General features: G+C 55.8%; 25 protein-coding genes. 20 read left to right on the top strand and 5 right to left on the bottom strand.

The window, feature by feature from the left end; all coding sequences use genetic code 11:
* Positions 1 to 152: 152 nt before the first annotated feature.
* From IM700_RS02705 to IM700_RS02695, 3 genes are all read left to right on the top strand, one after another.
* Positions 153 to 353: a cold-shock protein gene (locus tag IM700_RS02705; protein ID WP_009223993.1), complete on the top strand. Its 201-nt coding sequence runs from the start codon at positions 153 to 155 to the stop codon at positions 351 to 353.
* A gap of 170 nt (positions 354 to 523) precedes the next feature.
* Positions 524 to 745: a cold-shock protein gene (locus IM700_RS02700; RefSeq protein ID WP_193416699.1), complete on the top strand. Its 222-nt coding sequence runs from the start codon at positions 524 to 526 to the stop codon at positions 743 to 745.
* A gap of 195 nt (positions 746 to 940) precedes the next feature.
* A complete protein-coding gene (locus IM700_RS02695) occupies positions 941 to 2,374 on the top strand; it encodes a sensor domain-containing diguanylate cyclase (protein ID WP_193416698.1) in 1,434 nt (477 codons plus the stop codon).
* Positions 2,375 to 2,402: 28 nt separating this feature from the next.
* On the opposite strand, the gene IM700_RS02690 is transcribed toward IM700_RS02695, so the two are convergent.
* Complete coding sequence (locus IM700_RS02690; protein ID WP_155607426.1) at positions 2,403 to 2,894, bottom strand: CcdC family protein; 492 nt, start codon at positions 2,892 to 2,894, stop codon at positions 2,403 to 2,405.
* 133 nt (positions 2,895 to 3,027) lie between these two features.
* Here IM700_RS02690 and IM700_RS02685 point away from each other — a divergent pair, with 133 nt between their 5' ends.
* The 5 genes from IM700_RS02685 to IM700_RS02665 all read left to right on the top strand — a co-directional run bounded on the left by IM700_RS02685 (position 3,028) and on the right by IM700_RS02665 (position 8,893).
* Positions 3,028 to 4,548, top strand: coding sequence for a beta-propeller fold lactonase family protein (locus IM700_RS02685; RefSeq protein WP_193416697.1), 1,521 nt, complete (start codon positions 3,028 to 3,030; stop codon positions 4,546 to 4,548).
* A 526-nt stretch (positions 4,549 to 5,074) separates the two neighbouring features.
* Positions 5,075 to 6,151, top strand: coding sequence for a sulfate ABC transporter substrate-binding protein (locus IM700_RS02680; protein ID WP_193416696.1), 1,077 nt, complete (start codon positions 5,075 to 5,077; stop codon positions 6,149 to 6,151).
* A gap of 36 nt (positions 6,152 to 6,187) precedes the next feature.
* A complete protein-coding gene (cysT, locus tag IM700_RS02675; RefSeq protein ID WP_155607423.1) occupies positions 6,188 to 7,018 on the top strand; it encodes a sulfate ABC transporter permease subunit CysT in 831 nt (276 codons plus the stop codon).
* Positions 7,019 to 7,045: 27 nt separating this feature from the next.
* Positions 7,046 to 7,906 (top strand): sulfate ABC transporter permease subunit CysW, encoded by an 861-nt coding sequence (cysW, locus tag IM700_RS02670; protein WP_193416695.1) that lies wholly within the window; start codon positions 7,046 to 7,048, stop codon positions 7,904 to 7,906.
* 762 nt (positions 7,907 to 8,668) lie between these two features.
* The gene (locus IM700_RS02665; RefSeq protein ID WP_155607421.1) at positions 8,669 to 8,893 is read left to right on the top strand and encodes a YezD family protein; all 225 of its coding nucleotides are present in this window, start codon (positions 8,669 to 8,671) and stop codon (positions 8,891 to 8,893) included.
* A 92-nt stretch (positions 8,894 to 8,985) separates the two neighbouring features.
* Here the strand turns inward: IM700_RS02665 and IM700_RS02660 are convergent, their stop codons facing one another.
* Positions 8,986 to 9,924 (bottom strand): hypothetical protein, encoded by a 939-nt coding sequence (locus IM700_RS02660; RefSeq protein ID WP_193416694.1) that lies wholly within the window; start codon positions 9,922 to 9,924, stop codon positions 8,986 to 8,988.
* Positions 9,925 to 10,058: 134 nt separating this feature from the next.
* On the opposite strand from IM700_RS02660, the gene IM700_RS02655 reads away from it, so the two are divergent.
* The 7 genes from IM700_RS02655 to IM700_RS02625 all read left to right on the top strand — a co-directional run bounded on the left by IM700_RS02655 (position 10,059) and on the right by IM700_RS02625 (position 15,931).
* The gene (locus IM700_RS02655; protein ID WP_193416693.1) at positions 10,059 to 10,487 is read left to right on the top strand and encodes a GNAT family N-acetyltransferase; all 429 of its coding nucleotides are present in this window, start codon (positions 10,059 to 10,061) and stop codon (positions 10,485 to 10,487) included.
* Between the two features lie 89 nt (positions 10,488 to 10,576).
* Positions 10,577 to 11,383 (top strand): sulfite exporter TauE/SafE family protein, encoded by an 807-nt coding sequence (locus IM700_RS02650; RefSeq protein WP_418888761.1) that lies wholly within the window; start codon positions 10,577 to 10,579, stop codon positions 11,381 to 11,383.
* A 1-nt stretch (position 11,384) separates the two neighbouring features.
* On the top strand, positions 11,385 to 11,762 hold the full coding sequence (locus IM700_RS02645; protein ID WP_193416692.1) for a DUF1634 domain-containing protein: 378 nt from the start codon (positions 11,385 to 11,387) through the stop codon (positions 11,760 to 11,762).
* Between the two features lie 343 nt (positions 11,763 to 12,105).
* Positions 12,106 to 12,774: an NAD(P)-dependent oxidoreductase gene (locus IM700_RS02640; RefSeq protein WP_193416691.1), complete on the top strand. Its 669-nt coding sequence runs from the start codon at positions 12,106 to 12,108 to the stop codon at positions 12,772 to 12,774.
* Between the two features lie 46 nt (positions 12,775 to 12,820).
* Complete coding sequence (locus IM700_RS02635) at positions 12,821 to 14,461, top strand: NAD(P)H-hydrate dehydratase (RefSeq protein WP_193416690.1); 1,641 nt, start codon at positions 12,821 to 12,823, stop codon at positions 14,459 to 14,461.
* 155 nt (positions 14,462 to 14,616) lie between these two features.
* Entirely contained in the window at positions 14,617 to 15,159 is a 543-nt protein-coding gene (gene ssuE, locus IM700_RS02630; protein WP_155608288.1) for an NADPH-dependent FMN reductase, read from the top strand.
* A gap of 169 nt (positions 15,160 to 15,328) precedes the next feature.
* Positions 15,329 to 15,931: a P-loop nucleotide/nucleoside kinase family protein gene (locus tag IM700_RS02625; RefSeq protein WP_155608287.1), complete on the top strand. Its 603-nt coding sequence runs from the start codon at positions 15,329 to 15,331 to the stop codon at positions 15,929 to 15,931.
* Positions 15,932 to 15,991: 60 nt separating this feature from the next.
* Here IM700_RS02625 and IM700_RS02620 read toward each other — a convergent pair whose 3' ends face one another.
* From IM700_RS02620 to IM700_RS02610, 3 genes are read right to left on the bottom strand one after another with little or no spacing between them, the layout of a single operon-like run.
* On the bottom strand, positions 15,992 to 17,020 hold the full coding sequence (locus tag IM700_RS02620; protein ID WP_239483542.1) for a sugar ABC transporter substrate-binding protein: 1,029 nt from the start codon (positions 17,018 to 17,020) through the stop codon (positions 15,992 to 15,994).
* 22 nt (positions 17,021 to 17,042) lie between these two features.
* Positions 17,043 to 18,713 carry a response regulator gene (locus tag IM700_RS02615; protein ID WP_193416689.1) on the bottom strand — a complete coding sequence of 557 codons (1,671 nt, stop codon included), beginning with the start codon at positions 18,711 to 18,713 and terminating at the stop codon, positions 17,043 to 17,045.
* 3 nt (positions 18,714 to 18,716) lie between these two features.
* A complete protein-coding gene (locus IM700_RS02610; RefSeq protein WP_193416688.1) occupies positions 18,717 to 20,513 on the bottom strand; it encodes a cache domain-containing sensor histidine kinase in 1,797 nt (598 codons plus the stop codon).
* A gap of 248 nt (positions 20,514 to 20,761) precedes the next feature.
* On the opposite strand from IM700_RS02610, the gene IM700_RS02605 reads away from it, so the two are divergent.
* The 5 genes from IM700_RS02605 to IM700_RS02585 all read left to right on the top strand — a co-directional run bounded on the left by IM700_RS02605 (position 20,762) and on the right by IM700_RS02585 (position 26,552).
* Positions 20,762 to 21,832, top strand: coding sequence for an ABC transporter substrate-binding protein (locus tag IM700_RS02605; RefSeq protein ID WP_193416687.1), 1,071 nt, complete (start codon positions 20,762 to 20,764; stop codon positions 21,830 to 21,832).
* A 14-nt stretch (positions 21,833 to 21,846) separates the two neighbouring features.
* Entirely contained in the window at positions 21,847 to 23,367 is a 1,521-nt protein-coding gene (locus IM700_RS02600) for a sugar ABC transporter ATP-binding protein (protein WP_193416686.1), read from the top strand.
* Positions 23,364 to 24,398, top strand: a complete 1,035-nt coding sequence (locus IM700_RS02595) for an ABC transporter permease (RefSeq protein ID WP_193416685.1) — start codon at positions 23,364 to 23,366, stop codon at positions 24,396 to 24,398. Before IM700_RS02600 ends, IM700_RS02595 begins: the two co-directional genes overlap by 4 nt.
* Positions 24,391 to 25,353, top strand: a complete 963-nt coding sequence (gene yjfF, locus IM700_RS02590; RefSeq protein ID WP_193416684.1) for a galactofuranose ABC transporter, permease protein YjfF — start codon at positions 24,391 to 24,393, stop codon at positions 25,351 to 25,353. Before IM700_RS02595 ends, yjfF begins: the two co-directional genes overlap by 8 nt.
* A 131-nt stretch (positions 25,354 to 25,484) precedes the next feature.
* Positions 25,485 to 26,552, top strand: coding sequence for an ABC transporter substrate-binding protein (locus IM700_RS02585; RefSeq protein ID WP_239483541.1), 1,068 nt, complete (start codon positions 25,485 to 25,487; stop codon positions 26,550 to 26,552).
* The last annotated feature ends 72 nt before the right edge of the window (positions 26,553 to 26,624 follow it).

The raw sequence follows: 26,624 nt of genomic DNA, 5'->3' as shown, positions 1-26,624 counted from the left end.
TGAAAAGAGTGTCACTATTTAAAACCTGGAACTTTTTTCAATGTGTGAATTTTTTTTATACAAGTGGTGCATGTTCATAAGGGTCAGCCCTTTTGAGCGACTTCTGTTAAAAAAATGAATCATGTTAATCTTTAAACAGGAGGTATTCCCCTATGGAAACCGGAACAGTAAAATGGTTTAACGCTGAGAAAGGTTTTGGCTTCATCGAAGTGGAAGGCGGAAATGACGTATTCGTTCATTTCAGCGCGATCACTGGCGAAGGCTTCAAAACCCTCGACGAAGGCCAACGCGTACAATTCAACGTGGTTCAAGGCAACCGCGGCCCTCAAGCCGAAAACGTTGTAAAACTGTAAGCTAGCCAGAAACTGCTCTTAATGCGTTCTCGCATTGAGGGCAGTTTTTCTACTCAAAGATCATTCATGAGGTTAACATTCGGAAACCTCGCTTCTGATGGTACATATAGCACTATGACGAACCACATCTATGCACCCGGTTAGAACGCTCACCTTGAAGGAGGGGAATTATGAACTACCGTAAAAAAACGTTAGAAGAAATTCCTGAGGAAAATACACCGGTATGGACCTGCACGAGCGACGATTGCAATGGATGGATGCGTGACAACTTCACGTTTGAACATAGTCCGGCTTGTCCGCTTTGCTCGTCTGAGATGGTCATGGGAACGCGCATGCTTCCCCAACTGAGTAATCCAAGCTCCGATCAAAGATCGTCGGCCAAGAAGGCATAGACGAGGACGCCGCCGGAATCGGTGGACGCTGACAGCAGCCACAGCCGTATTCGCATTAAAGCGAATACGGCTGTTTTTGTTTTTTTTGGGTATGCAAAAATGAAATATCCATAAAAGGATTGCATCTATATTAAAAATTTAATATGTTTGAACTACTACAATGTTTGACATCCAGAAGGGAGAACCCCCGCATCGATGCACGGTAATTATAAGGTTGCTTCTCAAGTCTTCGATATTCCTTCCAGCAGCAAGCAAAGGAAGCTGGCCATTCTCATCGGTGTTCTGATTATCTCCGTGTCGCTCGTGGCTTTGCCATTTGGGATGACAGCGCTTCCCGCCACAGAAACCTTTCTCTCCGCCGCGATCGGCTGGCTGATTTTTGGGGATATGCTAACGGCCTTCATCATCTACAGCCAATATCGGGCCTCCGGTCTTCCGGCGTTGCTCGTGTTGTCCTGCACCTATTTATATAGTGGATTGATGACGTTTTTGCATATATTAACTTTTCCCGATCTCTTTGGCGGGTTGGGGGAGATGATAGGGGCCGGGGGGCAAACCGCGGGCTGGCTATGGGTATTTTGGCATAGCGGATTTTCCTTTGGTATCTTGTTATACGCTTGGGTGAATCGAAAGTGGTCCAAGCCATTAAGCTCAAAAGAGATGATTTTCAATTACGGTACAGCCGGTATCACATTGACGTTGTTGAGCGTATTTGCCGTGTTTGAGCTCACCGCTTTAGGCGATCGCTGGCTGCCTGACATCATTCAAGAGAACGATTACCGCAAACTAAACACCTCAGGGATCGGACCCGTCTTGTGGATTTTGAATTTCTTTGCCCTGATGGCGGTATGGAGAAGAATCAAAGGATGGTCGATGTTGCACTTATGGTTGGCGGTGGCGATGCTTGCCTTACTGATGGACGTGACGCTGACGCTGTTTGCCGGCATGCGCTTTACTCTGGGGTGGTATGTAGCCAAAATCAATTCGGTTATCGCTTCGACAGTCGTGATTTGTGCAGTGGTAAATGAAGTGAATCGACTATTTATCCGGTTATCGGAGCAGCATCGCCAGTTGATGGAATCCGGCTTGCAGCTCGAGCATGCGAACGAACAGCTGATTCGGTTAACCAATCTCGACGGGTTGACGGAGATACCTAATCGCCGGCGGTTTGATGAGATACTGGCTTGGGAAATGGTCTCCCCGGAGGAGCGAAACACGGCGCTGTCGCTGCTGATCATAGATATCGATTGTTTTAAAGCCTATAATGATTATTATGGACATCAAGGCGGGGATCACGTCTTGAAAGAGATCGCTTGGACAATATATGGTGTGGCGAAGCAGGAGCAGGGCTTTGCTGCCAGGTATGGGGGAGAGGAATTCGTGGTCGTCCTGTCCGGACTTGAGACGCAGGAAACCTTGGAAGCTGCGGAGCGGCTGCGTCAAGCGATCGCCAGCCTGGCCGTCGAGCATAAACGCTCCAAGGCGGAGCCATACGTTACGATCAGCATCGGGGGATATCGCCTTGCTCCCTTTGATCCGATGGAGGCGGAGGAGTTAATCCGCCGTGCAGACCGCTGCCTCTATCGGGCAAAGGAAGAGGGGCGCAACCGATCGGTTGTGGAAGGTTAAGAGTTTTGCCTCCTGCGCCTGGTTAGGGTCAGGAGGCCTCGATATTCTCGGTCATGACCCGGTATTGCTTGAACATAAACAGACGCCAGCGAATGATCATACCATATGCGAGTAGGAAGAACAGCGCTCCTGTTTGCATCACAGAGACATACTGTTCCACGACTTCATGGAGCAGGAGACGAACGACCAGCAACCCGACCAGGATCAGGATAAAGCTGCGAGAGCGCTCCGCATAAATCTCGTCGTCGATTTTCTCGAACTTGGTTGTTCGAATCAGCGGATAGGAGAACAGGAGCCAGCCGAAAGCGAAAGCGATCACGCCCCACAGGAATGGAATGTGCGTTTCCGGGACGACGAACATGATGAGGCCGGTAGTCATCCCAAGCGGCGGAATGACGATCTTCTTCACGGTGACAGGCCGACGGCTCGCTTTCAGACGGATAAACAGAACTGCGACGGCCATGGCCATCGCACCGAAAGTAAAAAAGATTTGCATATAAGAGGGATTCATCAGCTTCATAGAGGTTCCCTTTCTGTAGGTAATTGTGCGCTGTACCCAACAATAATGGCTACTAGGTAATAGAGATTCGCGAGAACATTATATCATACTCACCTGCACTTGTTTCAAATCGGTAAGGGAAAGGGGAAGAAAGATGAACAGCGAATTGACGGTTGCCGTCCATTGCTTGTTGTTTTTGAATTCGAGGGAAGAGCGCATGGCCAATAGCGAACAGATCGCCTGCAGTGTGGCGACACATCCGGCGAGAGTGCGCAAGGTGCTTAGCCTGCTTCGCCGCCACGAGCTCGTGACCACCAAAGAGGGGGCGCACGGCGGATACTTGCTAAAGGCCGAGCTCTCTCAGGTGTCTCTCGGCGATTTGTATCGCATCTTCGCCCAAGGTTCGCTGCGTCCGAGTTGGTGCTCCGGCAGCGAGCATTCCTCCTGTGCCATTTCCTCGAATATCCCTGCCGTCATGAACCAGATTTATGGCGGGGCGGAGCATCAGGTGGAGATGTATTTTGACCGGCTGCCTTTGTCCGAGGTGAAACGGTTGCTGGATGAACCCGATCATAGGAAGGAAGAGGATTTGATGAGTGAAAAAAGCCAAGATGTCTGGCTGTTCTATACGGGTTCCTACGCCGAAAATAAGGATCCGGGAATTAATCTCTGCGAACTGCAGCGAGGCACCGGGGAAATGCGGATTCTTCACAGCATTTCGGGTCTCGTGAATCCATCCTTTTTGACACTCGATGCCAAGGGACTGCGGTTGTATGCGGTAAGTGAACAAGCGGAAGGGCGGGTCGCCGGTTTCGAGGTAGATCCGAAGGACGGGAAGCTGTCGATGAAAGGCGAAAAGGCTACGCTTGGGGCAGATCCTTGCTATCTGGCTTTACAGCCTGGGCCAGAGCGGCACTTACTGGTCGCTAATTATTCCAGCGGTCATGTCAATGCGTTTGCCCTCGATCCGGAGGGGGCGCCGGGGGACATGATCTCCCTCATCCGCCATGAGGGAAGCAGCGTAAACCGGCAACGCCAGGAATCGGCTCATGCGCATAGCGCTGTGCCAAGTCTGGACGGTCGGTTCGCATTCGTCTCCGATTTAGGAACCGATCAAATCGTGATCTACCGTCTGGAGTGCGGGCAACTCGTGAAGCACGGGGTGACGGAGTTGCCGCCGGGAGCGGGGCCGCGGCATTTCGTAATCCATCCATCGGAGCGATTTGCTTACGGCATGAACGAGCTGAACAACACGATGACAGCTTACGCTTTTGATCCGATGGAGGGGCGGCTTGTGGTGATTCAGCACGTCAGCTCGCTGCCGACTGAGTTCCATGGGGAGAATTATCCGGCCGATATTCACTTCTCGCCGGACGGTCGATACGTATACGGCTCCAACCGTGGACATGACAGCATTGTCCGCTTCCGCCTGGACCCCAAGACCGGACGTCTGGATGACCCGGCATGGACGAGTGTGGAGGGGAGTTGGCCGCGTAATTTTGCGGTCTTGGAAGATTACGTCCTGGTGGCGAATCAGAACAGCGGCAATATCGCCGCTTTACGCCGGGATCCGAAGAGCGGCCATCTTACGCCGACCGCGCATAGCTTGAAGGTCGACAAGCCGTCCTGCGTCGAGCCGCTTCCGGCGAACCTTGCGGCGGGGATGTTGAAGTAATTCCGGAAGAATTTCGAAGCGTCAAGGAACCTGGAAGCCTGAAATGGCATATCTCTACTAGTAGGGAAAACGCCCAGCGGCCGGCAGGTACCAAGTGAGGCAGAAGCTTCAATTTCAAATGAAAGACGAAGGTTCCGACCCAAGAACCCGAAGGCCCGCACTCCGCTGGCTTCCGGGTTCTTTTCTTGTGGAAGGGGGCATATAGCGCTCCAAGCCAGGGCCTGTCCCGGCTATAAGGGGAGCTTATAAATAATTTGATTTTTTTGCATAAAAAGGTTTGACATTTTTAGGCTGCCGCATATAAAATAACACCATAGCATACTAAACAGGTAGGAATAATTAAAAATGTTCTCACCGTACGGACGGAGGAACGCTCTACTTGCCTTGGCAGACACGGGTAGTGGCTCGGTTTGACCGTAGGGGGTGGGGCGTTTCTCCGTTTTCCTTTTTCCAATGGATTCTGATGCGGTAGATGGCAGCCCTGCCTTAGTAAAGCGAGAAGAAAGTGAGTATGGGGAGTGATACGATGAACAGAAGGTTGAAGCAAGGGGTTCTAATAGGTTTGACGTTGATATTGGTTGGAGTCCTGGCGGCTTGCTCGGCGAACAATAGCGGGGGTAACGAGGCAGCCAGCGCGGCAGCCGGCAATTCCAGCAGTGGGGAGAAGCCCAAGGCGGTGGAGTTGCTGAACGTATCCTACGACCCGACACGGGAATTATACGAGAACTATAACAAAGCCTTCGCGGCCTATTGGGAGAAGGAAAAAGGACAGAAAGTGACAATCAAGCAGTCGCATGGAGGATCGGGGAAGCAAAGCAGGGCGGTCATCGACGGTTTGAAAGCCGACGTGGTCACATTGGCCCTCGGATACGACATTGACGCCATTTCGCAAAGCGGTCTGATCGGTGAAGGCTGGCAGCAAAAATACGAGCACAACAGCTCGCCCTACACCTCGACCATCGTATTTCTAGTTCGCAAAGGCAACCCCAAAGAGATCAAGGATTGGGACGATTTGATCAAAGAGGGCGTCGAGGTCATTACGCCGAACCCGCAAACCTCTGGCGGAGCACGGTGGAATTACCTGGCGGCATGGGGATACGCCCTGCATCATAACAATAACGATGAAACGAAAGCGCGGGAGTTCGTGCAGGAACTGTTCAAGCATGTTCCGGTTCTTGACAGCGGAGCACGCGGCGCAACCACAACGTTCGTGGAACGCGGGTTGGGTGACGTTCTGCTGGCGTGGGAGAATGAGGCCTGGTTGTCTGTGCAGGAGCTGGGTCCGGACAAATTCGATATCGTCTATCCGTCGGAGAGCATCCTAGCCGAACCCCCAGTCGCGGTGGTAGACAAGAACGTGGATGCCAATGGCACCCGTGAAGTAGCTGAAGCTTATTTGAAATACCTGTATTCGGAAGAAGGCCAAAGAATAGCCGCGGAGAATTACTACCGCCCGACGCTGGATAGCGTGAAGACGGAGTATGCCGACAAATTCCCCGAGATCAAGCTGTTTACGATTGAGGAATTCGGTGGCTGGGCCGAAGCGCAAGCGAAGCATTTCAATGACGGCGGCATCTTCAGTCAGATCTATGTACCGCAATAATCCAAACCGACCGTAACGAATCGGAGGCGAAAAAATATGCACAGTGGCACCACAAAGCGCGGCGTTTTGCCCGGCTTCGGGCTGACGATGGGATTCAGCGTGCTGTATCTCAGTTTAATCGTGCTGATCCCGCTTTCCGCCTTGCTGCTGAATTCTACAGGACTAACCTGGGAGAAATTTTGGGATGTCGCGACCGACCCGCGTGTACTGGCTTCCTACAAGGTGAGCTTTGTGACCGCGGCGGTGGCCGGACTTATTGATGCCGTATTGGGGCTGCTGCTAGCCTGGGTGCTGGTCCGGTACGATTTTCCCGGCAAAAACGTGTTTGATGCCATGATCGACCTTCCTTTTGCCTTGCCTACGGCGGTGGCCGGCGTTTCGCTTACCGCGATCTATTCGGCTAACGGCTGGATCGGTTCTTTGTTTGAACCGCTGGGGATCCGCATCGCATTTACGCCGGCAGGTATCACGCTTGCGCTGATGTTTATCGGCATCCCGTTTGTCGTACGCACCGTACAGCCGGTGCTGCAGGATTTGGATGCCGAGGTGGAGGAGGCGGCGGCGACGCTCGGCGCAAGCCGCTTCCGTACCTTCCGCCAAGTGGTGTTGCCGGAGCTCCTGCCGCCGCTCCTAACGGGGTTTGCGCTCGCGTTTGCTCGCGGCATCGGCGAATACGGCTCCGTCGTCTTTATCTCAGGCAACATGCCGATGAAGACGGAGATCGCTCCGCTGCTCATTATGTCGAAGCTGGAGCAATTCGACTATGCCGGAGCGACGGCGGTCGCTTTGATGCTGCTGATGATCTCGTTCGTGCTGCTGCTGCTCATCAATACGCTTCAGCGCCGGATCCGCAAGACCGCGCGGTAAGATACGAACTCAATAGGAGGGAAGATTATGGCCGGTTCTGTGCCATTAGCTGCAAGCAAGCCGACGGCCCCACGTAGGCAGGTGGGGAAGAGGGGCTGCGCCATGAAGTGGGTATTGATTACGGCGGCCGCACTCGTTCTGCTCTGGCTGATCGTCTTGCCGCTTGCCGTCGTGCTGACGGAGGCGCTTAAGAAAGGCTGGGACGTGTACGTTGCGGCGATCCGCGATCCGGATGCGTTGTCCGCATTGCGGTTGACTTTGCTCGTCGCCTTAATAACCGTACCGCTGAATACAATCTTTGGGGTGGCCGCCGCGTGGGCCGTCACCAAATTCAAATTTCGCGGCAAGCAGGTGCTGGTCACGTTGATCGACCTGCCGTTTGCCGTATCTCCGGTCATCGGCGGCCTGATTTATGTGCTGGTATACGGCTCGCACGGCTGGTTTGGACCGTGGCTGGACGAACATCAGATTTCAATCATATTTGCTTTGCCAGGCATTATCCTGGCGACGTTGTTCGTGACTTTTCCGTTCGTTGCCCGTGAGCTCATCCCCTTGATGGAGGATCAGGGGCAGCAGGAGGAAGAGGCCGCGGTCACGTTGGGAGCTCGGGGCTTCCGGATTTTCTGGAAGGTCACGCTCCCGAATATCAAATGGGGTCTATTGTACGGAATTGTGCTTTGCAACGCGCGAGCGATGGGGGAGTTCGGTGCCGTCTCCGTCGTCTCGGGCCATATCCGGGGAGAAACAAACACATTGCCGCTGCATGTGGAGATTTTGTATAACGAATACCAATTTGCCGCATCGTTTGCCGTAGCCTCTCTTTTGCTGCTACTGGCGCTCGTGACTCTGTTGCTCAAAGGCTGGTTCACGCGCCAAAGCCGCCATTAAGGTAGAAACGCAAGCTCCGCCGCCAAGTTGCTTAATGGGGTTAAGCGGTTCAAGGTTTTTGGGGACGTAATACGGAGGTTTGCCGAGAGCGTGTTGTAGGTGCCGTGTGCGGTAAACTGTGAACCGTGAACCGAGCAGCCAACTTCTAACGGAACGTAGCGTCGTTATTTGCTCATTTCCCGGCTATTTCCCGCTGTAACGGAACTCAGACGCCTTATTGGGCTCATCTCGCGGAGAATGGACTGTATTTGCCCGAAATAAGGTCTCCTGGTTCCGTTAGAAACTAGATCATTCGCGAAACGGACAAATAACGGCTCTGGGTTCCGTTAGAAGGCGAAAAGTTAGTTGGAGGTAGCGGAGTTCATGCGGTGGAAGCAGCGGTAGTAGGGCGTTGCGTAAGTTAGTAGTTAGTAGAGTAACCGGTTGAGCTGACGTTAGGCGCTGGTTAACGACGTGTGTGCGGGCGGAAGGCTCGGCTGAATTCAAGATTCGCCGTCGGATAGGCTTCTTAATGAGAGAGCTTCGTGATCCAAAGATAACTTTTGATTTACCGTTTCAAATAAAGAATCAAAAGTTAGGTTGGGAGCACCAAGAAGGTTGGATGAAGCTAGAGACAGAGTAGCGGAGCGTAGCTGTAAGCTACGTGAGCAACGGAAGGCTCGGCTGAATTCAAGATTCGCCGTCGGATAGGCTTCTTAATGAGAGAGCTTCGTGATCCAAAGATAACTTTTGATTTACCTGTATAAGGGGAGGGGTAGGGGGATGGCGAAACCATTGAAAGTCGACGAAATCTGGCTGGAACGGATCGCGGAACTGCTGGGCGGCATGGAATTCGGTTCGCTGAACATCGTCGTTCATGAAGGCCAAATCGTGCAAATGGAACGCACGGAGCGCAAACGTTACGAGTTGAATCCAGGCAGCGCCTCCAGGGCTTCCGGTGCTTCCCGTCATACGGCCAAACCTTTGCGCGAATCCGGACAGCGGTAACTCGCATAACGGTTTCCATAAGAACAACCCCGATTCCGGGCGGTAAGGCAGTGAGGTCTGCGCTGCCCACAAGGAATCGGGGTTGTTTGTGTTTATTGCGGCATTTCGCCTTCTCCCAGTCGGCCTTCCGCCTGCACGGCTCCGGGAAGGGGCGTTTCAACAGCCCCCGGTGACATCGGCAGCGGGTCGTGGCCGACGTACGGACGCGCCTTCCTTGGCTTGCGGCTGTTTAAGCGGAACCCGCCGAGAAACAGAAGCAGTTGGGCGCCCAAAATATAAGGGGCTAACTGACCTCCAGCTAAATGGCCCACGGCTAACACGGCGATGAAAGAGGCTAGCAGACGAGCGGGGACGGCGTTGTCATGCCGATTCCGCCCGCCCATGATTGCCATGTAGAGCAGCAGCAGCGCAAACCAGCATGAGGCTAATTGCATCCAGCCCGTCGCCACCTCCCATACGTCTTCAGTTACCGTCTCGCTGGAGAGGCTCGTTCCCAGCAAGCGCCATAACCAAAGCAGTGTTAGAAAGAAAGCAGCGGCGAACAACACCGGCAAAAGAGGCCGGACAACGCGCCAGAGCCAACTTCCCCAGCCGGGCCGTTCCATCAGGCGAAGCAACTTGTCCCGCTCGGCGATGAGAGCCTCGCTTTCCCGCTCGATCGTTCTCAGCATCAGAGGAAGGCGGGAAGCATCGCTGTCCTCGACAAAAGCGGCGATTTGGGCCAGAAGATTTTCACTGGTATAAGGCGCGGCTCGGCATGCGAGCAGCTTGTCTCGTAGGAGGCCTAGGTCCGGGTCCAGGGAAGTTTGCGATGACAGATCCATAGCTGTCATTAAAGACCCGGCAGCCGAAGCATAACGATCCAAAGTGGAGTTGACGTATTCCAGTCGTCTGTGTTCATCCCGGTCGATTTTGCGGCGTGTCGCACCGTAAAGCGCGAGAAACGCTGATAACGCCAGGAAAGCGGCTATTGCCGAATGTTCAGACGTCTGCAGCCAGGTAACCCATTCCGACAGTGACATGGTGATCACCCTTTCCATATTCCTCCTTTCACTATTGCACACGTGCCGTTCGGATTCAAGCTTGGTTCAAGAGATTCGGAAATATGGTATACTTGGAAACTGATGAAAACTTGTGAAAATAAACGGCAGACGGAGGGAACAACATGAATGAACGGACACCCGGTGCTGAGGTTAAAATCATACGGGTGGCCCCTGAAGTTAACGATTATCTGAGGCTTCGGGAGCAAGCCGGAATGAGCCCGCGCAGCGCAGAAGGAGCAGCCACGGGCTTAGCCAACTCCATATTTGCTGTCTCGTTGCATGATGCATCGGGGCTGGCGGGGATGGGAAGAATCGTTGGCGACGGCGGATGCTTTTTGCAGGTCGTCGATATCATCGTACGTCCGGATCTTCAGGGAAAAGGCCTAGGCAAAAGGATCATGGGAGAAATCATGGGATTTCTGGAAGGGCATGCGCTGCCGCTAACTTACGTCAGTCTGATTGCCGACGTCCCGGCGGATCCATTGTACCGGAGCTTCGGCTTCGAATACACCGCTCCCGGCGGTCTCGGGATGTATTGGAGAAAGCAATGACATGAACGCGGTGGTAGGGGCAGGCCACCATGAAAGTAAAGGGCAAAGGAGATGCCATCGGATTGACTTCTACAGTAATTGAAATTTTCATGATCGCCATTTTGGCGGGGATCGTCGGCTCGGTTCTCGGATTGGGCGGAGGAATCATCGTAACCCCCGCGTTAACCTTGTTGTTTGGCGTTGACATCAACCATGCGATCGGGGCGAGCATCATCTCCGTCATCGCTACATCAAGCGGCTCGGCGGTGGCGTATATCCGCGATCGGATCACCAATCTGCGGGTCGGCATGTTTCTGGAGATCGCCACGACCGTCGGGGCGATTACCGGCGCGTTTATCGGGGTTTTGATTGCCCCGCGGTTTCTGTATATTATTTTCGCGCTGCTGCTGCTCTACTCCGCGTATGCCATGATCAAAAAGGGCAAGCAGGAAGTTCCGGAGAACGTCCCGCTGCATCCGGTAGCTCAAAAGCTCGGATTGCAGGGCGAGTATTACGATAAGGCGCTGGGCCAAACCGTCGCTTATAACGTGGACCGGGTATACGAGGGCTTCGGGGTAATGTACGGCGCGGGCGTCATTTCCGGACTGCTGGGCATCGGCAGCGGCAGCTTCAAGGTCATGGCGATGGACGTGTTTATGAAAATGCCGCTAAAGGTGTCGTCAGCGACCAGCAACTTTATGATGGGCGTAACGGCAGCGGCAAGCGCAGGCATCTATTTGCTCCGCGGCGATATTATACCGATCATTTCGGCGCCGGTAGCGCTGGGTGTGCTGATAGGAGCAACCGTAGGGTCTCGCCTGATGCAGCGGATGAAGAGCAAGACGATCCGCAAGCTTTTTATCCCGGTCATGGTGTACGTCGCATTTCAAATGATCTACCAAGGATGGAGGGGTTGATATGGCTGGCTCTAACGAATCGTCGCAAAGCCGTACCTTCGAAATCGAAACGGCGATAAGCAAAATGCTGCGAATCGGCGTCATGTTTGCCGCAATCGTCATCGTAACCGGACTCATCCAGTATTTAGTCACCGGCGACAGCGGGTATCCGGGGGATACGTATCCGACCAGCTTCGGTGCCATCGTGTCCGGCTTGGTAGCCTTCAAGGCTGCAGCGGTGATCCAGACCGGCCTCTTGCTGCTGATCTTGACGCCGGTATTCCGCGTTTTCGTTTCCTTGTTCCTGTTTTGGGCGGAGCGGGATTACCGGTATGTGATCATCACCACGGTGGTGTTCGTGATTTTGATCTTAAGCTTCGCGTTAGGCAAAGCAGGATAACGGGCTGCGATTGGATGTGGGGAACGACGTAAAAGCGAGCGATCCCCGAATTGTTGCAAATTAGGCAACCTATCCATACAGCCCGAACTAATTTAGGTGAAAATGCTGCAAAGGGTGCCGAAAATGTTGCAACAAGGACAACAAAATAGATCCATCCCAGAACGGACCGATGAAAATGTTGCACAAACTACAACAATGGGTCCTCTGCAGATGACAGTGGGCTTCTCTGGCTGCGCGGCAGCGGGGAGGCCTTGTTCTTTTGGACTTGCTGGGGCAGGATGATTATAATGTAAACAGCAAAACCTGGGATTACCATCCAACGCGAGGAAAGGGCGAGACATAGATGAAGATCGTATTATTTGGCGCGACCGGTTCGATCGGAAAAAGAATTGCGGAAGAAGCGGTGCGGCGCGGACATGAAGTGACGGCGGTGGTCAGAGATCGGACGCGGGCGGCCGAGATGGGGTTGCCGGATCTCGTCCCGGCGGACACCAAAAAGGCCGGGCATTTGTTCCTGGAGGAAGGGGACATCTTGGTCCCTGAATCGATCGCCCGGCTGGTCCAGGGGCAGGACCTCGCGATCAGCGCGTACGGGCCGCGCTTCGGGGATGAGGACGAGCTGCTGGAAGCGACGCGCTCGCTGATTGAAGGCGTCAAGCGCGGCGGCGTCTGCCGGCTGATCGCCGTTGGCGGGGCCGGCGGCCTTGAGGTCGCGCCGGGGGTGCGCTTGATGGATACGCCGGAGTTCCCGGAGGAAGTACGGCCGCTGGCCCGGGCCCATGAAGAGGCGCTGAGTATTTACCAGGCGTCGGATCTCGAATGGACCGTGCTGAGCCCGCCGGCGCTCATCGAGCCGGGTAACCGCACGGGCATGTTCCGGTTGGGCCTAGACCGATTAGTTACCGACGAGCGCGACAACAGCCGGATTACGACGGAGGATTACGCGGCAGCCTTGCTTGACGAGGCGGAGGACCCGTATTATATCGGCACCCGATTCACGGTGGGGTACTAGGGAAGAGTGGTTTGGCGCAAGTAAGTTCAGGGGGAGGGGAGAAACCATGAAATTGGTGACGTCGGAGCAAATGCGCGCCATTGACCACCATGCCATTGTGCAAATCGGAATCCCGGCGGTCGCCTTGATGGAGAACGCCGGACGGGCGATTGCCGAGGAGGTGTTGGCCTTTTGCCGGCTGCGGCGGGAAGGTCGGCTTCCGGAGCGCCCGGCGGAGACGATTCGCGAGCGTCATGCCGGGGTGAGCGGCGGGGAGCGGGTCTCGGAGGAGGAGAAGACGGCGGAGCATTGGATGATCCTCGTCGGCAAGGGGAATAACGGCGGCGACGGTCTGGTGTGCGCACGCCATCTGGCGGATGCAGGCGTGCAGGTGAGCCTGCTGTACGCCGAGGAGCCGGAGCGACTCGGCGGTGAAGCCGGGCTGCAGCACAACATCGCTGCAGCCCTGGGGTTGCCGGGCGAGGCATATACGCCCGGCGCGGTGGCCGCGGCCCGAACCCGCGGGGTGACCGGGATCGTGGACGCGCTGCTGGGCACCGGGGCGAAGGGCGCGCCTCGGGGAGCCTACGCCTCCCTCATCCGGGAGGCGAACGAGAGCCGGCTGCCGATCGTGGCAGCCGACATCCCCAGCGGGCTGGACGCCGATACCGGCGCGGTCCACGACCCGTGCATCCAGGCCCGGATCACCGTATGCCTCGCCTTCCTGAAGGCGGGGCTGACGCAGTATCCGGGCGCGAAGGCCGCAGGGGACGTGATCATCCGCTATATCGGCATCCCCCGCGCGCTTCCGCCGGGCTTTGCGGCGGAAGCGGGGGTGCTGCTCACCGAGGAGGCACTGCGCGGCGAACTCGGGGTGGACCCCGGCCGGCGGCGCGAGGCCGACGGCCATAAGGGCACGTACGGGCACGTGCTGCTGGCGGCGGGCAGCCTCACGATGAGCGGCGCCGGCCTGCTGGCCGCCAAAGCCGCGCTCCGCGCCGGCAGCGGCCTCGTCACGTGGGCGCTGCCGGAGGCGCTGCTGCCGCATGTGCTCGGGGCCGTGCCCGAGCTGATGCTCGCGCCGGCCGGCGGCGCTCCCGAAGCCGGCGCGTGGAACGCCGCAGCAGCCCCCGAGCTGCTGCGGCTGCTGGCGGCGCGCGACGTGCTCGCCGTTGGCCCGGGGCTGGGCCGCTTCCCGGGCGAAGACGGCTTCCTGCGCGCCGTGTGGGAGGGCGCTCCGCGTCCCCTCGTGGTGGACGCGGACGCCCTGAACATCCTCGCCGCCGCGAACGGCTTAGCGGCGTGGCAGCGCCGGGAGGCGTCGACGATCCTAACGCCGCATCCCGGCGAGATGGCCCGGCTGGCCGGCCTCTCTACGGCCGAAGTGCAGCGGGACCGCATCGGCCTGGCGCGGCGCTTTGCCTTACAGCACGGCGTGACGCTCGTGCTGAAGGGCGCGCGCACCGTCGTAGCGGCCCCGGACGGCCGCGTGTTCGTCAACGTCACCGGGCACCCCGGCATGGCGACCGGGGGCTCGGGGGACGTGTTGACCGGCCTCATCGCCGGGCTGCTGGCGCAAGGCTTGAACGCCGTGCAAGCGGCGGCGTTCGGCGTCTATCTGCACGGCCTGGCCGGCGAGCGCGCGGCCGCGGCCCGCACGGGCAACCCGGCGTCGCTGCTCGCCGGAGACATCATCGAGGCTTTGTAGAAAAAGCCTGACCGAGCGGCTCGCCTGCCTAGGGAAGGCACCCTGGTTGCATTGACTTTTCATTCAAATCTTGATAGCATCGTTTTAAAATTTAGGGAATTCGTCGGGGATTCGAGGGAAGGCGAACGTCCGAATGAGACAAGGGGAGAATCCAAATGAAAGTTACGGTGATTAACGGCAATCCAACACTGGGGTCCCGGCTGGGAGCGGTGATCGCGTTGACCGAGGAGCTGTTGCGAGGGGAAGGCTTCGAAGTCAGCCATTTGAACGTGGGGGAGTTGCCGCCGGAGGATTTGATCCACACCAAATTTGAAAGTGAAGCGATCGTTAAAGCGAATGCGCTGGTGGCTGGAGCGGACGCAGTGATCGTCGCCAGCCCTGTCTATCAAGCGTCGTATACCGGCGTATTGAAGACGTTCTTGGATCTGGTGCCGCAAAAGGGCTTGGCCGGAAAAGTGATTCTGCCGCTCTTTATCGGGGGGAGTCTTGCTCACCTGCTTACGATTGATTACGCATTGAAGCCGGTCTTGTCCGTACTGGGCGCACGTTATATCTTGGGCGGCGTGTATGCGGTGGACACCCAAGTGGCGCGCACCGAAGCGGGTGGTTTCGAAATCGCCGAGGAGCTGCGCAGCCGACTGGAGGACAACGTCAAGGAGCTCGCCCGGGAGACGCAGCTGCGGCAGCAGCAATCCTAAGCCATTGCGATGGTGTGCTGAACACGGGCCTCAATCGCCGGTTTCGGGGAGATTTCCCGGGCCGGTTTTTTTGTGGCGGCCAGCCAACGGCGCAAACGGGAGAAAAAATGTTACAATAGGACAAAATACATAACTGTTCGCAATTGCCGAAGGAGGATATTTGGACATCATGCTGAAATTGGTCTTTTTCGTAGGAGTCGCTGGAACGGGGAAAACGACGGTGGCCCGCAAGTTGGCAAGACGGATACCGGCGGCTTTTTTGGACCGCGATACCGTAGGGGGACGCTGTGTGGAGAAAATGTTGGAGATGAACGGTCTGGACGTGAACGACCGGGACTCCGAATTTTACAAGAAGCATCTGCGTGACCTGGAATACGATACGACGCGGGACATCTGCATTGAAAACTTGGCGGCCGGCCAAAACGTATTTATGATTTCTCCATTCACGGCGGAACTGAAAAACAAAGCGTGGCTAGAAACGCTCCTTCAAGAGGCGGGATTGTCCAAAAGGGAAGTGGACGTCAAGGTTGTGGTCGTCGCGCTGAAGGACATGGAGACCCAAAAGGAAAGAATTATTGACCGTCGCACGGACCGCGATACCTGGAAGCTGGAGCACTGGGATGATTTCAAGCACCGTGTGCAGTTCGTACCGGAGATCAATTGGGACATCCCGGCTTCCTCTATCCTAGTGTTCGACAACAGCGGGGATTTGACGGAGGAGAAGGTCGACAGCGTTTATCGCTTTGTTTTGGGAGAAGAAGGACAAGCTTAATCAACGACAAAGAAGCCCTTTCCGCGGTTGTGCCGCTGGAAGGGCTTTTGCTTATGCCTCTTACTTCGTTTTGGACGCCATCGCTTTGGGTGAGCCATCGATGACCGTCCACCCGGTATCACTAATGGCGGGAACCGACTCTCCACGGGCCAACCGTAGCAATTGGCCGACCAGCAATCCACCCCACCCATCCTCATTTTGCGAAAGCACGGAAGTGATCTGTCCGTTGCGCAAGCCCTCCTTCATTTCCGGCGTCATATGGAAGGCGACGGCATAACGGTTTAGTCCCATCGCTTTCCAGACGAGCACGGAGGCGGAGCTGGAGGTAAGATCGACCGAGATGAAGGCATCGAAATGGGGGTGGGCGTCAATCATCGCTTCCAGGTCGGCCAGCGCCTTGCCGTCGTCCCCCTCGTTGTGGCGGATCTCCAACACCTGGATATTCGTTTCGTCATGCAAAAAGTCCAGCAATCCCTCCAGCCGTTCCCGATCCTGACTCATCGAAGAAACGCCGGATGCGACGAGGACCATGCCTTTATCTTTCATCCGTTTCTGGATCACGCGGCCCATTTCCGCCCCGGCCTCCACGTTGTCCGTGCCGATATAAGCCGAACGTCGGCTATCCGGGGCGTCCGATTCAAAGCAGATGACGGGAATTCCGGCGTCTACCGCCTTGTTGATCATCGGGGTGAGCGCGACGGAATCGATCGGTGAAATCGCGATACCGTCAACCTGCTGCTGGATCATCGTCTCCATCATATGGATTTGCTGTTCCACGCTTACCGTTTCGGGGGCTTTGACAACAAGCCTCACCTTTTCGGGAGAGCCCGCCTCTTCCGCAAGCCGGGTGATTTCCTCATAGAAAGGATGCGCCATCGGATAGATGATGCCGAAAATGTACTTCGGCGCTTGGAGCTTAGACGAAGTTGAAGGCGGAAGGACGGCGGCAGGGGCGGCGGTCGAGACCGTAGTGCTTGCACCTCCACCCTCCGCGACAGACGCCGGAGCCCTCTGGCATCCCGCGAGCGCCAACACCAACAGCAAACCCAACGCCGGCCCCAAGGTACGTCCGCTCATCAGTCTTCCCAACCAAGCGCCCCCTATCGAGCGTTTATTCCAGCGACTCTGAAACGGCATGATCATGCGGCTCCTCTCTTGCGAGGCGGATGCTGGTTTTGACAGCGGTCAACGCGCCATGTTTACGGAATTCGGTTGTCGTCATCCCGGTCACCCGCTTAAATAGGTTCGAGAAATAATGCGCATCGCTATAGCCGACCTGACATGCGATTTCATACGTTTTGCATTGCGTCGACTGCAGCAGCTCCATTGCTCTGCGAATCCGTGTTTCCGTCAGAAACTCAATAAACGTTTGACCGGTTTCCTGACTGAAGATTTTGCTCAGGTGGCTCGGGCTCATGCTGACATGCTCGGCGGCATGCTGCAGGGAAATGTAGCCCTTGTCATAATTGGCGGCGATATAATCCTTCACCCGATGAAGTAAATCAGCGTAACGGTCGGTGGATCTGGCGCGCCACAACCAGAATTGTTCCACCAGGTGGGTCAAATAAGCGCAGGCTTCCTCCCAACGGTCCACCGCTTCGATCCGCCCCTGAAACGACCGGAGGCTCTGGCCCGAGTCCCCGGGTCCCCGGATGGACTCCTCGGCCACCTTGAACACCTCCAACGTCAGGTCGTTCAGGATGTAGTAACCGGTCAGAGAAGCATCCCAATCGATCGACTGAAGTACGGCGGCGAATTCAGGGATAAAGGAAGACAGTTGCCGGGAGGTTCCGATCTTTAGAAACCGAATAAAGGCCTGCCGGTCCAGCAAAATATTGTGTTGAATGGAGCTGCGCGTCGCCTCCAGCAGGTTTTGCCGGTTTTGCCTCGTGAGCCGTAGCCAGTGAAGCGATTCCTCGGCTTCGAGAAAAGAAAGGTGAATGCCCTGGATACGCTCATGTCCCGAGCCGATCCCGAGGGAAAGCGGGAAGCGGCAGGCCGGTTCTTCGAGGATGGCCTGCACTCGGCGAAAAGGCTCCAGCAATTTCTTGATCGCACTTTCCGTATCCCCTTTGACGATACATACCTTTTTGGTCCGGCTGGCTGGATACTGCAGCATCTGGCGATGATCGCACTCTTTCCGAATATGCTCTAACAGATCGGTCCAATCCGCGGCACCCTCGACATCCATTTCTCCGGTTGAAGGTTCCGCAGGACGCAGATCGATAATCGTTACGGCATACCAGCGGGCAACCAACGGAACCGATAAAGATTCGGCCGTTTGAATGGCCTCCGGTGCGGACAACATCCCTCCGCATAAATCGCTTAACAGCTTGTGCCGTGAATTCCCGGCTTTCTCCAGTTCCCGGCGCATCAACCCCGCGAGCTGTTCCTTTTCGCTTCGCTCCTTATCGATCTTGTCGCCTACCGCCCGAAGCAACCCAACCAGATCCGAGGCGCTGATCGGTTTCAGACAATACTCCTCCACGCCAAGGCTGAGCGCTTTTCTGGCATAATCGAATTCCCCGTGTCCGCTCAAAATAATGATCTTGATTTGAGGGAATTTAGCGCGCACCACATGGCATAACTCAAGGCCGTTCATAAACGGCATTTTAATGTCGGTGATCAAGATATCGGGCTGCAACTGCTCGATCATCGGCAGAGCCATCTCTCCGTCGGAAGCGTCGCCGAGATAATCGAACCCTTCCCGTTCCCACGGAATGCAATCCCGAATGTTCTCCCTGACGAGAATCTCATCATCGACGAGCAGCACTTTCTTCATCGGTCATTCCTCCTTGCCTCTTGGAATGGATATCGTTACGGTCGTGCCTTCTCCGGCAACGCTGTCGATCACGACCCCGTAGGGTTCGCCATAAAAGAGCTTGATCCGCTGATGGACGTTATGAAGTCCAAAGCCGCCCGACACTTCTTCGCCGGTTTCCACGGGCAGGCGTCCGTTCAGCAAATCGCGGCGCAGCCGTTCGAGCTTATCCGCAGGAATTCCGCACCCGTTGTCCCTTACGGTTAGCTGAAGCTCACGCCCGGATTCCTGAGCAGATACCGTAATCATTCCTTTGCCCCGCTTATTTTTGATGCCGTGATACAGCGCGTTTTCCACGATCGGTTGGAGCGTCATTTTGAGAACGGAGCAGGGGAGGAGATGCGGCTCCACCTCGATCCGGTACTCCAAAATATCACGATACCTCATCTGTTGAATGATCAGGTAGCTGTGGACATGTTCAATTTCCTTCTCCAAGGGGATCCAGTCGCGCCCGCGATTTAAGCTGATGCGGAACAGTCGGGAGAGCGATTGCACCAACGTGATGACCCTGTCGTTCTTGCCCGCCTCCGCCATCCACAGGATCGAATCGAGCGTATTGTACAGAAAGTGAGGGTTGATCTGGGCTTGCAGGGCGCGCAATTCGGCTTTCTTGATCTCTTCCTGTTCCCGGATGCTTTGCTCGAGCAGGGCCTTGATTTTCCCAAGCATAATGTTAAAGCTGCGCCCCAAGTCAGCGACTTCATCATTGCCTGCGGGCGTGACCTTGGATTCCAGAAAGCCGGATGCGGCCAGCTTCATCTTGTTCTTCAGCAGCTTGAGCGGGCGCGTGAGCCGGGAGGAAATAAAAAAGTGCAATGAAACGGCAAACAAAATGCTCAGCGCCACGCTGACGATGATGAGTTGCCGAATCGAATCGGCCTCTTTGACGATTTCGCGCAAGTTGACCTGGCCGATGATTTTCCAGCCAGCGGCCTGGGGGGAGGAGGCGAAGATGAACTTCGGCCCTCCGTTCGATTTATCGACATAACTGGTCAAAGCGCCGGTAGCCATTCGGGCCAAGACGTCCCGCTCCGGCAAGACCTGATCCGGGACGAGCCCGGACGGCATGAAGATGGGACGTCCGCTGGCGTCGACGATATAGAAGAATCCGGTTTCGCCCACTTTGACCTCGTCGCAGAATCGGCTGACCGCCGAAGCATCTACATCGATGACGATGAAGCCGATCGTTTCGTGCGTAATCCGCTGTTTGACGGCGGCCATGATCGAAATGGCGGGTTTCTCCTGAAGTCCGTCGGGATGGTCCAACGTCAGGGCGTCAAGCGGAGGGACGGTGAGTACGACATCGGGATTGTCGATTAAATAGGCGAAATGGGGATTACGCAGCGGGTTTTTATCCAGCACAAATACACCGCGCCGTTCGCTGATGCCCCTCCCGTACAGGTTGATCATGGTAATATTCAGGACGCTTTCATATTTGTAGGTTTGACGGTAGGAGTCGATCGTCCGCAGGATCTCTTTGGCATCCTCATAGGTGTCGTTTTGCGAGTAGAGAAAATGCAGCACCTGCGAATGGTTGCCGAGTTCAAGCAATTTACTGCTGTCGGTGAACAACGTTCCCAGGCTTCGCGCCAGTTGATCCGCCGTGAGCACTGCGCTGGCTTTGCTGTTCTCGTAGACCGTGTTGTAAGACTTCTGATAAGCGACCAACCCGATGGCGATGAGCGGAATGACCGTCAGGAACAGGAACATCAGGAGGAGCTTCGCGCGCAGGCTGGAGGAGATCCAATTGATCAGCTTCATGGGAGGCCTGCCTTTCAAGAAGGGCTCTTTTGATCCCATATTATGAAGCAACCCCCTTGAAAACGCAATCATTCATAAGAAAACAAAGGAACGCCGCAAAAAAACAAACTGGACAGATCGAAGCGGAGTATAGAAACGAAAGAAAACGCAAACGTCTGCGATGAAACTCCGTATCTCGAGAGGATGTAAGCGTTTTATAATCGGATCACGCCAGACCATGGTGATCCAAAAAGGGGAGGAATTTGAAGATGGTTTCGATCAAAAAATCCGGACTGATTGTTGCGGCATCCTTGCTGCTTCTCTTGGCGTCCGCATGCGGCGGCAGCGGCTCGGGCGGGAATGCCCAGGAGCCGGCGAATAACGGCGGCAAACAAGCGGAGCAATCCAATTCGGCAAGCAACACAACGACGGAAAACGCGAAGGACACAACGGCGGAAAGCAAAAAAATCGTTCTTGGATTTTCGCAGGTTGGCGCGGAAAGCGGATGGAGAACGGCGAACACGAAATCGATTCAAGATTCGGCCAAAGAGGCCGGCTTCGAGCTGAAGTTCTCCGACGCCCAGCAGAAGCAGGAAAACCAGATTAAAGCGATTCGTACCTTCATCCAGCAGAAAGTGGATGTCATCGCTTTTTCGCCGGTGGTGGAGTCGGGTTGGGATACCGTGCTGAAGGAAGCGAAGGACGCCGGGATTCCGGTGATTCTGACTGACCGAGCGGTCGATTCTCCAGACGACTCGCTGTACAAGACGTTTATCGGTTCCGACTTCGTGGAAGAGGGACGTCGGGCTGGACAATGGCTGGTGGATCGATTCAAGGACTCGACCGAGGAGATCAACATCGTGGAGCTGCAGGGAACGACGGGTTCCGCACCGGCGATCGACCGCCAGAAGGGTTTTGCGGAAGTGATCGCGGCGAATCCGAATCTGAAAGTGATTGCTTCGCAAACCGGTGACTTTACGCGGGCGAAGGGGAAGGAAGTCATGCAGTCCTTCCTGAAGGCGAATAAGAAGATCGATGTGCTGTATGCCCACAATGATGATATGGGACTAGGAGCCATCCAAGCGATTGAAGCGGCCGGGTTGAAGCCGGGTGAGGACATCCTCATTATCACGGTGGACGGGGTCAAAGACGGGTTCGTCGCGGCTAGCGAAGGCAAAATCAATTTTATCGTGGAATGTAACCCGCTGCTGGGACCCCAACTGATGCAAGCCGTTCAAGATGTCGTCGACGGTAAGGAAATCGAGAAGCGGATCGTGACCGAAGAAGGCGTGTTTACTTCCGAAGACGCCAAGCGTGAGCTGCCTAACCGGAAGTATTAAGCGAGATGATGGATATGGAGCCTATGGAACCGATTCTGCACATGTCGGGGATCCATAAAACATTTCCCGGCGTAATAGCACTGAAAAATGTGAATTTCCGGCTGTTTCCCGGTGAGGTGCATGCGCTGATGGGCGAGAACGGTGCAGGCAAATCGACCTTGATCAAGGTGTTGACCGGGGTTTACGCCGCGGATCAAGGCCTTGTTGAGATGGTAGGGTCACCGATCAGGGTGCATAGTCCGCAGGAGGCGCAGCTTGCCGGCATCAGCACCGTTTATCAGGAGATCAACCTTTGCCCGAACTTGTCTGTTGCGGAAAATATTTATATCGGCCACGAGCCTTACCGGTTCGGCCGGGTCCGTTGGAAGGAAATGAACCGGAACGCGGAGCGTCTGCTGAAGGAAAGGCTGCATTTGGACATCGATGTGACCCGTTCGCTCGAAACTTATTCGGTTGCGGTTCAACAGTTGGTCGCCATTGCACGGGCACTCAGCATTTCCGCCAAAGTGTTGATTCTGGATGAACCGACCTCCAGCTTGGATCAGAGCGAGGTTCGGCAGTTGTTTGCCATTATGCGGAAGCTGAAAGAAGAGGGACTGGCGATTTTGTTCGTCACGCATTTTCTGGATCAGGTCTACGAAATCTCCGACCGCATTACGATCCTTCGCGGTGGGGAATTCATGGGGGAGTATCTCGTGAATGAGCTTCCCCGCATCGAGTTGGTGTCGAAGATGATCGGCAAAGAACTGGAGCTGCTGGAGGAATTCCCAAGCTCGGCGGCGGACGGCGGTAAGCCGGAAGGCGAATGGCTGTTGAACGCGGCGGGACTGGGGAAGCAAGGGTCGATCGAGCCCTTCGATTTGCAGATTCACCAAGGGGAGATTGTCGGGTTAGCCGGATTGCTTGGCTCCGGTCGGACCGAAATGGCCCGCCTTCTCTTCGGGGCCGACCGGCACGATCAGGGAAGCCTTCAAATGGCCGGCAGCGGCGGGAGTATTCACTCCCCCCGTCAGGCCATAGACGTAGGCATTGCCTTTTGCTCCGAGAACCGGAAGAAGGAAGGCATTATCGACGATTTGACCGTTCGTGAGAACATCGTATTGGCGCTTCAGGCGGCGAAGGGGTGGTCTCGCGCAATTCCGCGTAAACGCCAAGAGGAAATTGCGGAGGAGTATATCCGCCTACTGAATATTCATCCGCCCGATTCGGAGCAATTGATCCGCAACTTGAGCGGCGGCAATCAGCAGAAGGTTCTGCTAGCCCGATGGCTGGTGACCGAGCCCAAGCTGCTCATTCTGGATGAGCCGACCCGCGGAATCGACATCGGCGCTAAGACGGAAATTCAGAAGCTGGTACTGACGCTGGCGGAGAAGGGGATGAGCGTGTTGTTTATCTCTTCCGAGCTGGAGGAGGTGCTGCGGGTGAGCGATCGGATCGCCGTGCTCCGCGACCGCCGGAAGGTGAAGGAAATGAGGGGCGCCGAAATGAATCAGCAGCAGGTGATGCAGGCGATCGCCGGAGGGGAGAAGGGATGAGAAAACATCGTTTGGTATGGCCTTTGCTCGTGCTCGCCTTGTTGCTCTTGTTTAACTTGATTTATTCGCCGGACTTCTTCTCCATCAAAGTGCGGGACGGCCATCTCTACGGCAGTTTGATCGACATCCTGAATTTTGGTTCTCCGCTAATTCTCGTGGCGATCGGGATGACTCTGGTGATTGCGACCGGAGGCATCGACCTGTCTGTCGGCTCGGTTGTAGCGATTGCGGGAGCGATGGCCTGTTTGCAGATTAGCCGGGCGACGGACCAGAATAGCTTGATTCCCGTTCTGTCCGCCGTCGGCCTCGCGCTGGTTCTGTGCGCCGTGCTTGGCCTCTGGAACGGATTTCTGGTCTCCCGGGTCGGCATCCAGCCGATCATAGCCACCCTGGTCCTGATGGTTGCCGGGCGAGGGATCGCGCAACTGATTACAAACGGACAGATCATTACGGTACAGAGCTCCAAGTATCAATATCTGGGAGCCGGATTTTGGCTTTCGCTGCCGTTTTCGATCTTTGTGGTTGCGGCCGTATTTGCGGTCGCCTCCTTGCTGACCCGTAAAACCGCATTAGGACTGTTTATCGAGGCGGTCGGCTGCAAGCCCACGGCCAGCCGGTTGGCGGGTGTCCGGTCTCGGACGGTGACCTTGGCCGTTTATTCGTTCTGCGGCTTATGCGCAGGGATGGCGGGTCTGCTGCTCAGCTCCAACGTTTCGAGCGCGGACGGGAACAATGCCGGGCAATGGTACGAGCTGGACGCGATTTTGGCCGTGGTTGTCGGCGGGACTTCCTTAAACGGGGGGCGATTCCATTTGGCGGGGACGCTGGTGGGGGCGCTCATTATTCAGACGCTGACGACAACGATTTACATGGTAGGCGTACCGCCGGAAATCACGCTGGTCGTTAAGGCGGTTGTCGTTCTCGCGGTTTGTTTGATCCAATCCGATCAATTCCGGGCTGCCCTGAGCGGGAATCGGAAGAAGCCAGGAACGCCGACTGCGGCGAAACCGGAGGTGAATCCGCATGCTTAAACGTAATTACATTCCGTTAGGGGTAACGATCGGCCTGTTTCTGCTGATGTTCGTCGCCGGCTCGTTCCGGTATACCGGGTTCTTCTCCGGGCAGGTGCTGCTCAATCTGCTGATCGACAACGCCTTTCTGCTTATTACCGCGGTCGGCATGACCTTCGTGATCGTGTCCGGGGGGATCGACTTGTCGGTCGGCTCGGTGATCGCCTTGACGACGATGGTTTCCGCGAGCCTGCTTCAGCAGGGGTGGCCGCCCGCGCTCGTGATTTTACTCGTTCTGATCATGGGGACGGGATTCGGAACGGCGATGGGGGCGGCGATTCATTATTTCAACATTCAGCCGTTTATCGTGACGTTGGCGGGGATGTTCCTGGCCCGCGGCCTGTGCTACGTCATCAGCATCAACACGATTACGATCGATAATGCCTTTTACACGGCGGCGGCCCAGACGAAGATCCAGCTGCCGGGCGATCACTTCGTATCCATTAGCGTCATCATCGCTTTGGTCGTGGTTGCCCTTGGCATTTATTTGGCCCATTACACGAAGTTCGGACGAAACGCGTACGCCATCGGGGGGAGTGAGGCATCCTCTTTGCTGATGGGGTTGCCGGTAGCCCGCACGAAATTGATGGTCTACGGCTTCAGCGGACTTTGCTCCGCATTGGCCGGTGTTGTGTTTACATTCTATATGCTGTCCGGCTACGGACTCCATGCGAACGGGATGGAGCTGGACGTGATCGCCGCCGTGGTGATCGGCGGGACGCTGCTTACCGGCGGCGTTGGGTATGTTGTTGGTACTTTCTTTGGGGTCATGATTCAGGGCGTGATTCAGACGATTATTAGCTTTGAAGGTACCCTTAGCTCTTGGTGGACGCGGATCGTGATCGGCGTATTGCTCCTGCTGTTTATCTTGCTGCAGAGGCTGCTTGGTGAGCGTCGGCTGGCCGAGCGAGGGTAAGGAACGAACGGGGAGGCTTACGAAAAAAACCTGTGGCGAAACGCTCAGGTTTTTTTCGCTCTTTTCCGGTGAAATCGCTTGTGATAAGCTTCCGGTTAATGGGATATCACGAAATAGGGGGAAGACGTGTTATGCGTAGGCGCAATCGCTTCACATTATGGAAACCCATGCCTCTTCTGGCCCTGCTTGCTCTTCTGTTTATCTTCTCCGGCTGCCAGGCCGGAACCGCGGAGGAGACTTGGGTTCACCCTGAAGCGGATCAAACGGCCATGACCTATGTCACCTCGGGGCCTGAGCTTTCCTCAAGAGAGCCGGCTGCGGAGAAACACCGCATTGTGCTGGGGTTCTCCCAGCTCGGTTCGGAGAGCGACTGGCGGAACGCGAATAGCCAATCGATCAAGACAGCGGCCAAAGAGGCGGGGATCGAGCTGCTGTTTGAAAATGCCGAGCAATCTCAAGAAAAGCAGTTTGAGGCGGTCCGCAGCTTTATCTCGCGCAAGGTCGATGTGATCGCGATCGCTCCGGTTATTCAGACCGGATGGGTACCGATCCTGGACGAGGCCGAGGAGGCCGGAATCCCGGTGATCATCGTCGACAGGGCGGTCGATGCGTCCAATTACGTGACTCTGATCGGTTCCGATTTGTACGAAGAAGGGAAGAAGGCGGGCAAATTCCTGCTGGATAAAATGGTTGGTCACCCCGGGCCAATCCAAATCGTGGAACTGAAGGGGACGGAGGGCTCGACGCCGTCCATTGATCGCGGCCGGGGATTTGCGGATACGGTTCTCGGGGATAAGAGATTCAAGGTGCTGGAAAGTGAGCATGCCGATTTTACGCTGGAACAGGGGGAGAAGGTCATGCGCTCTTTTTTGCAGAAACACGGTGGAGAGATGGATGTGCTGTACGCTCATAATGACGATATGGCGCTGGGCGCCATCAAAGCTATCGAGGCTTACGGGCTTAGGCCGGGGAAGGATATCGTGATCATTTCCGTCGACGGGACGCGCAGGGCGCTAAGAAGCATGGCCGAAGGCAAAATCAACGCGGTGGTGGAATGCAATCCCCTGCTTGGACCGAATCTGATGCAGGCGGTGAGAGAGCTGACGGAAGGGCGGACGCTGCCCAAAAGGATTGTCACCTCTGAAACCGTCTTTACTGAAGTAACCGCTGAATTAGAGGTGGATAACCGAGAGTACTAGAGCGGCCTCCCGGGGAATTCGGTTCGGATTCGGATTGCCAAAGTCTATCCTAAATACACAAGCACCCCCAAC

The organism is Paenibacillus rhizolycopersici (assembly GCF_014947195.2).
GTDB lineage: Bacteria > Bacillota > Bacilli > Paenibacillales > Paenibacillaceae > Fontibacillus > Fontibacillus rhizolycopersici.
Note: the sequence above shows the minus strand (reverse complement) of the source record. Positions and strands in the feature narration are given on the sequence as shown.

Excerpts from the sequence above, each read along its gene's own strand:
- IM700_RS02615 (WP_193416689.1), bottom strand. The coding sequence starts at position 18,713 with ATGAAGAAAGTGCTGCTCGTCGATGATGAGATTCTCGTCAGGGAGAAC.
- IM700_RS02595 (WP_193416685.1), top strand. The coding sequence starts at position 23,364 with ATGAGAAAACATCGTTTGGTATGGCCTTTGCTCGTGCTCGCCTTGTTG.
- IM700_RS02665 (WP_155607421.1), top strand. The coding sequence starts at position 8,669 with ATGGCGAAACCATTGAAAGTCGACGAAATCTGGCTGGAACGGATCGCG.
- IM700_RS02645 (WP_193416692.1), top strand. The coding sequence starts at position 11,385 with ATGGCTGGCTCTAACGAATCGTCGCAAAGCCGTACCTTCGAAATCGAA.
- IM700_RS02705 (WP_009223993.1), top strand. The coding sequence starts at position 153 with ATGGAAACCGGAACAGTAAAATGGTTTAACGCTGAGAAAGGTTTTGGC.
- IM700_RS02680 (WP_193416696.1), top strand. The coding sequence starts at position 5,075 with ATGAACAGAAGGTTGAAGCAAGGGGTTCTAATAGGTTTGACGTTGATA.
- IM700_RS02685 (WP_193416697.1), top strand. The coding sequence starts at position 3,028 with ATGAACAGCGAATTGACGGTTGCCGTCCATTGCTTGTTGTTTTTGAAT.
- IM700_RS02605 (WP_193416687.1), top strand. The coding sequence starts at position 20,762 with ATGGTTTCGATCAAAAAATCCGGACTGATTGTTGCGGCATCCTTGCTG.
- IM700_RS02700 (WP_193416699.1), top strand. The coding sequence starts at position 524 with ATGAACTACCGTAAAAAAACGTTAGAAGAAATTCCTGAGGAAAATACA.
- IM700_RS02610 (WP_193416688.1), bottom strand. The coding sequence starts at position 20,513 with ATGAAGCTGATCAATTGGATCTCCTCCAGCCTGCGCGCGAAGCTCCTC.
- ssuE (WP_155608288.1), top strand. The coding sequence starts at position 14,617 with ATGAAAGTTACGGTGATTAACGGCAATCCAACACTGGGGTCCCGGCTG.
- IM700_RS02640 (WP_193416691.1), top strand. The coding sequence starts at position 12,106 with ATGAAGATCGTATTATTTGGCGCGACCGGTTCGATCGGAAAAAGAATT.
- IM700_RS02625 (WP_155608287.1), top strand. The coding sequence starts at position 15,329 with ATGCTGAAATTGGTCTTTTTCGTAGGAGTCGCTGGAACGGGGAAAACG.
- IM700_RS02695 (WP_193416698.1), top strand. The coding sequence starts at position 941 with ATGCACGGTAATTATAAGGTTGCTTCTCAAGTCTTCGATATTCCTTCC.
- IM700_RS02635 (WP_193416690.1), top strand. The coding sequence starts at position 12,821 with ATGAAATTGGTGACGTCGGAGCAAATGCGCGCCATTGACCACCATGCC.
- IM700_RS02650 (WP_418888761.1), top strand. The coding sequence starts at position 10,577 with ATGATCGCCATTTTGGCGGGGATCGTCGGCTCGGTTCTCGGATTGGGC.
- IM700_RS02655 (WP_193416693.1), top strand. The coding sequence starts at position 10,059 with ATGAATGAACGGACACCCGGTGCTGAGGTTAAAATCATACGGGTGGCC.
- cysT (WP_155607423.1), top strand. The coding sequence starts at position 6,188 with ATGCACAGTGGCACCACAAAGCGCGGCGTTTTGCCCGGCTTCGGGCTG.
- yjfF (WP_193416684.1), top strand. The coding sequence starts at position 24,391 with ATGCTTAAACGTAATTACATTCCGTTAGGGGTAACGATCGGCCTGTTT.
- cysW (WP_193416695.1), top strand. The coding sequence starts at position 7,046 with ATGGCCGGTTCTGTGCCATTAGCTGCAAGCAAGCCGACGGCCCCACGT.
- IM700_RS02585 (WP_239483541.1), top strand. The coding sequence starts at position 25,485 with ATGCGTAGGCGCAATCGCTTCACATTATGGAAACCCATGCCTCTTCTG.
- IM700_RS02690 (WP_155607426.1), bottom strand. The coding sequence starts at position 2,894 with ATGAAGCTGATGAATCCCTCTTATATGCAAATCTTTTTTACTTTCGGT.
- IM700_RS02600 (WP_193416686.1), top strand. The coding sequence starts at position 21,847 with ATGGAGCCTATGGAACCGATTCTGCACATGTCGGGGATCCATAAAACA.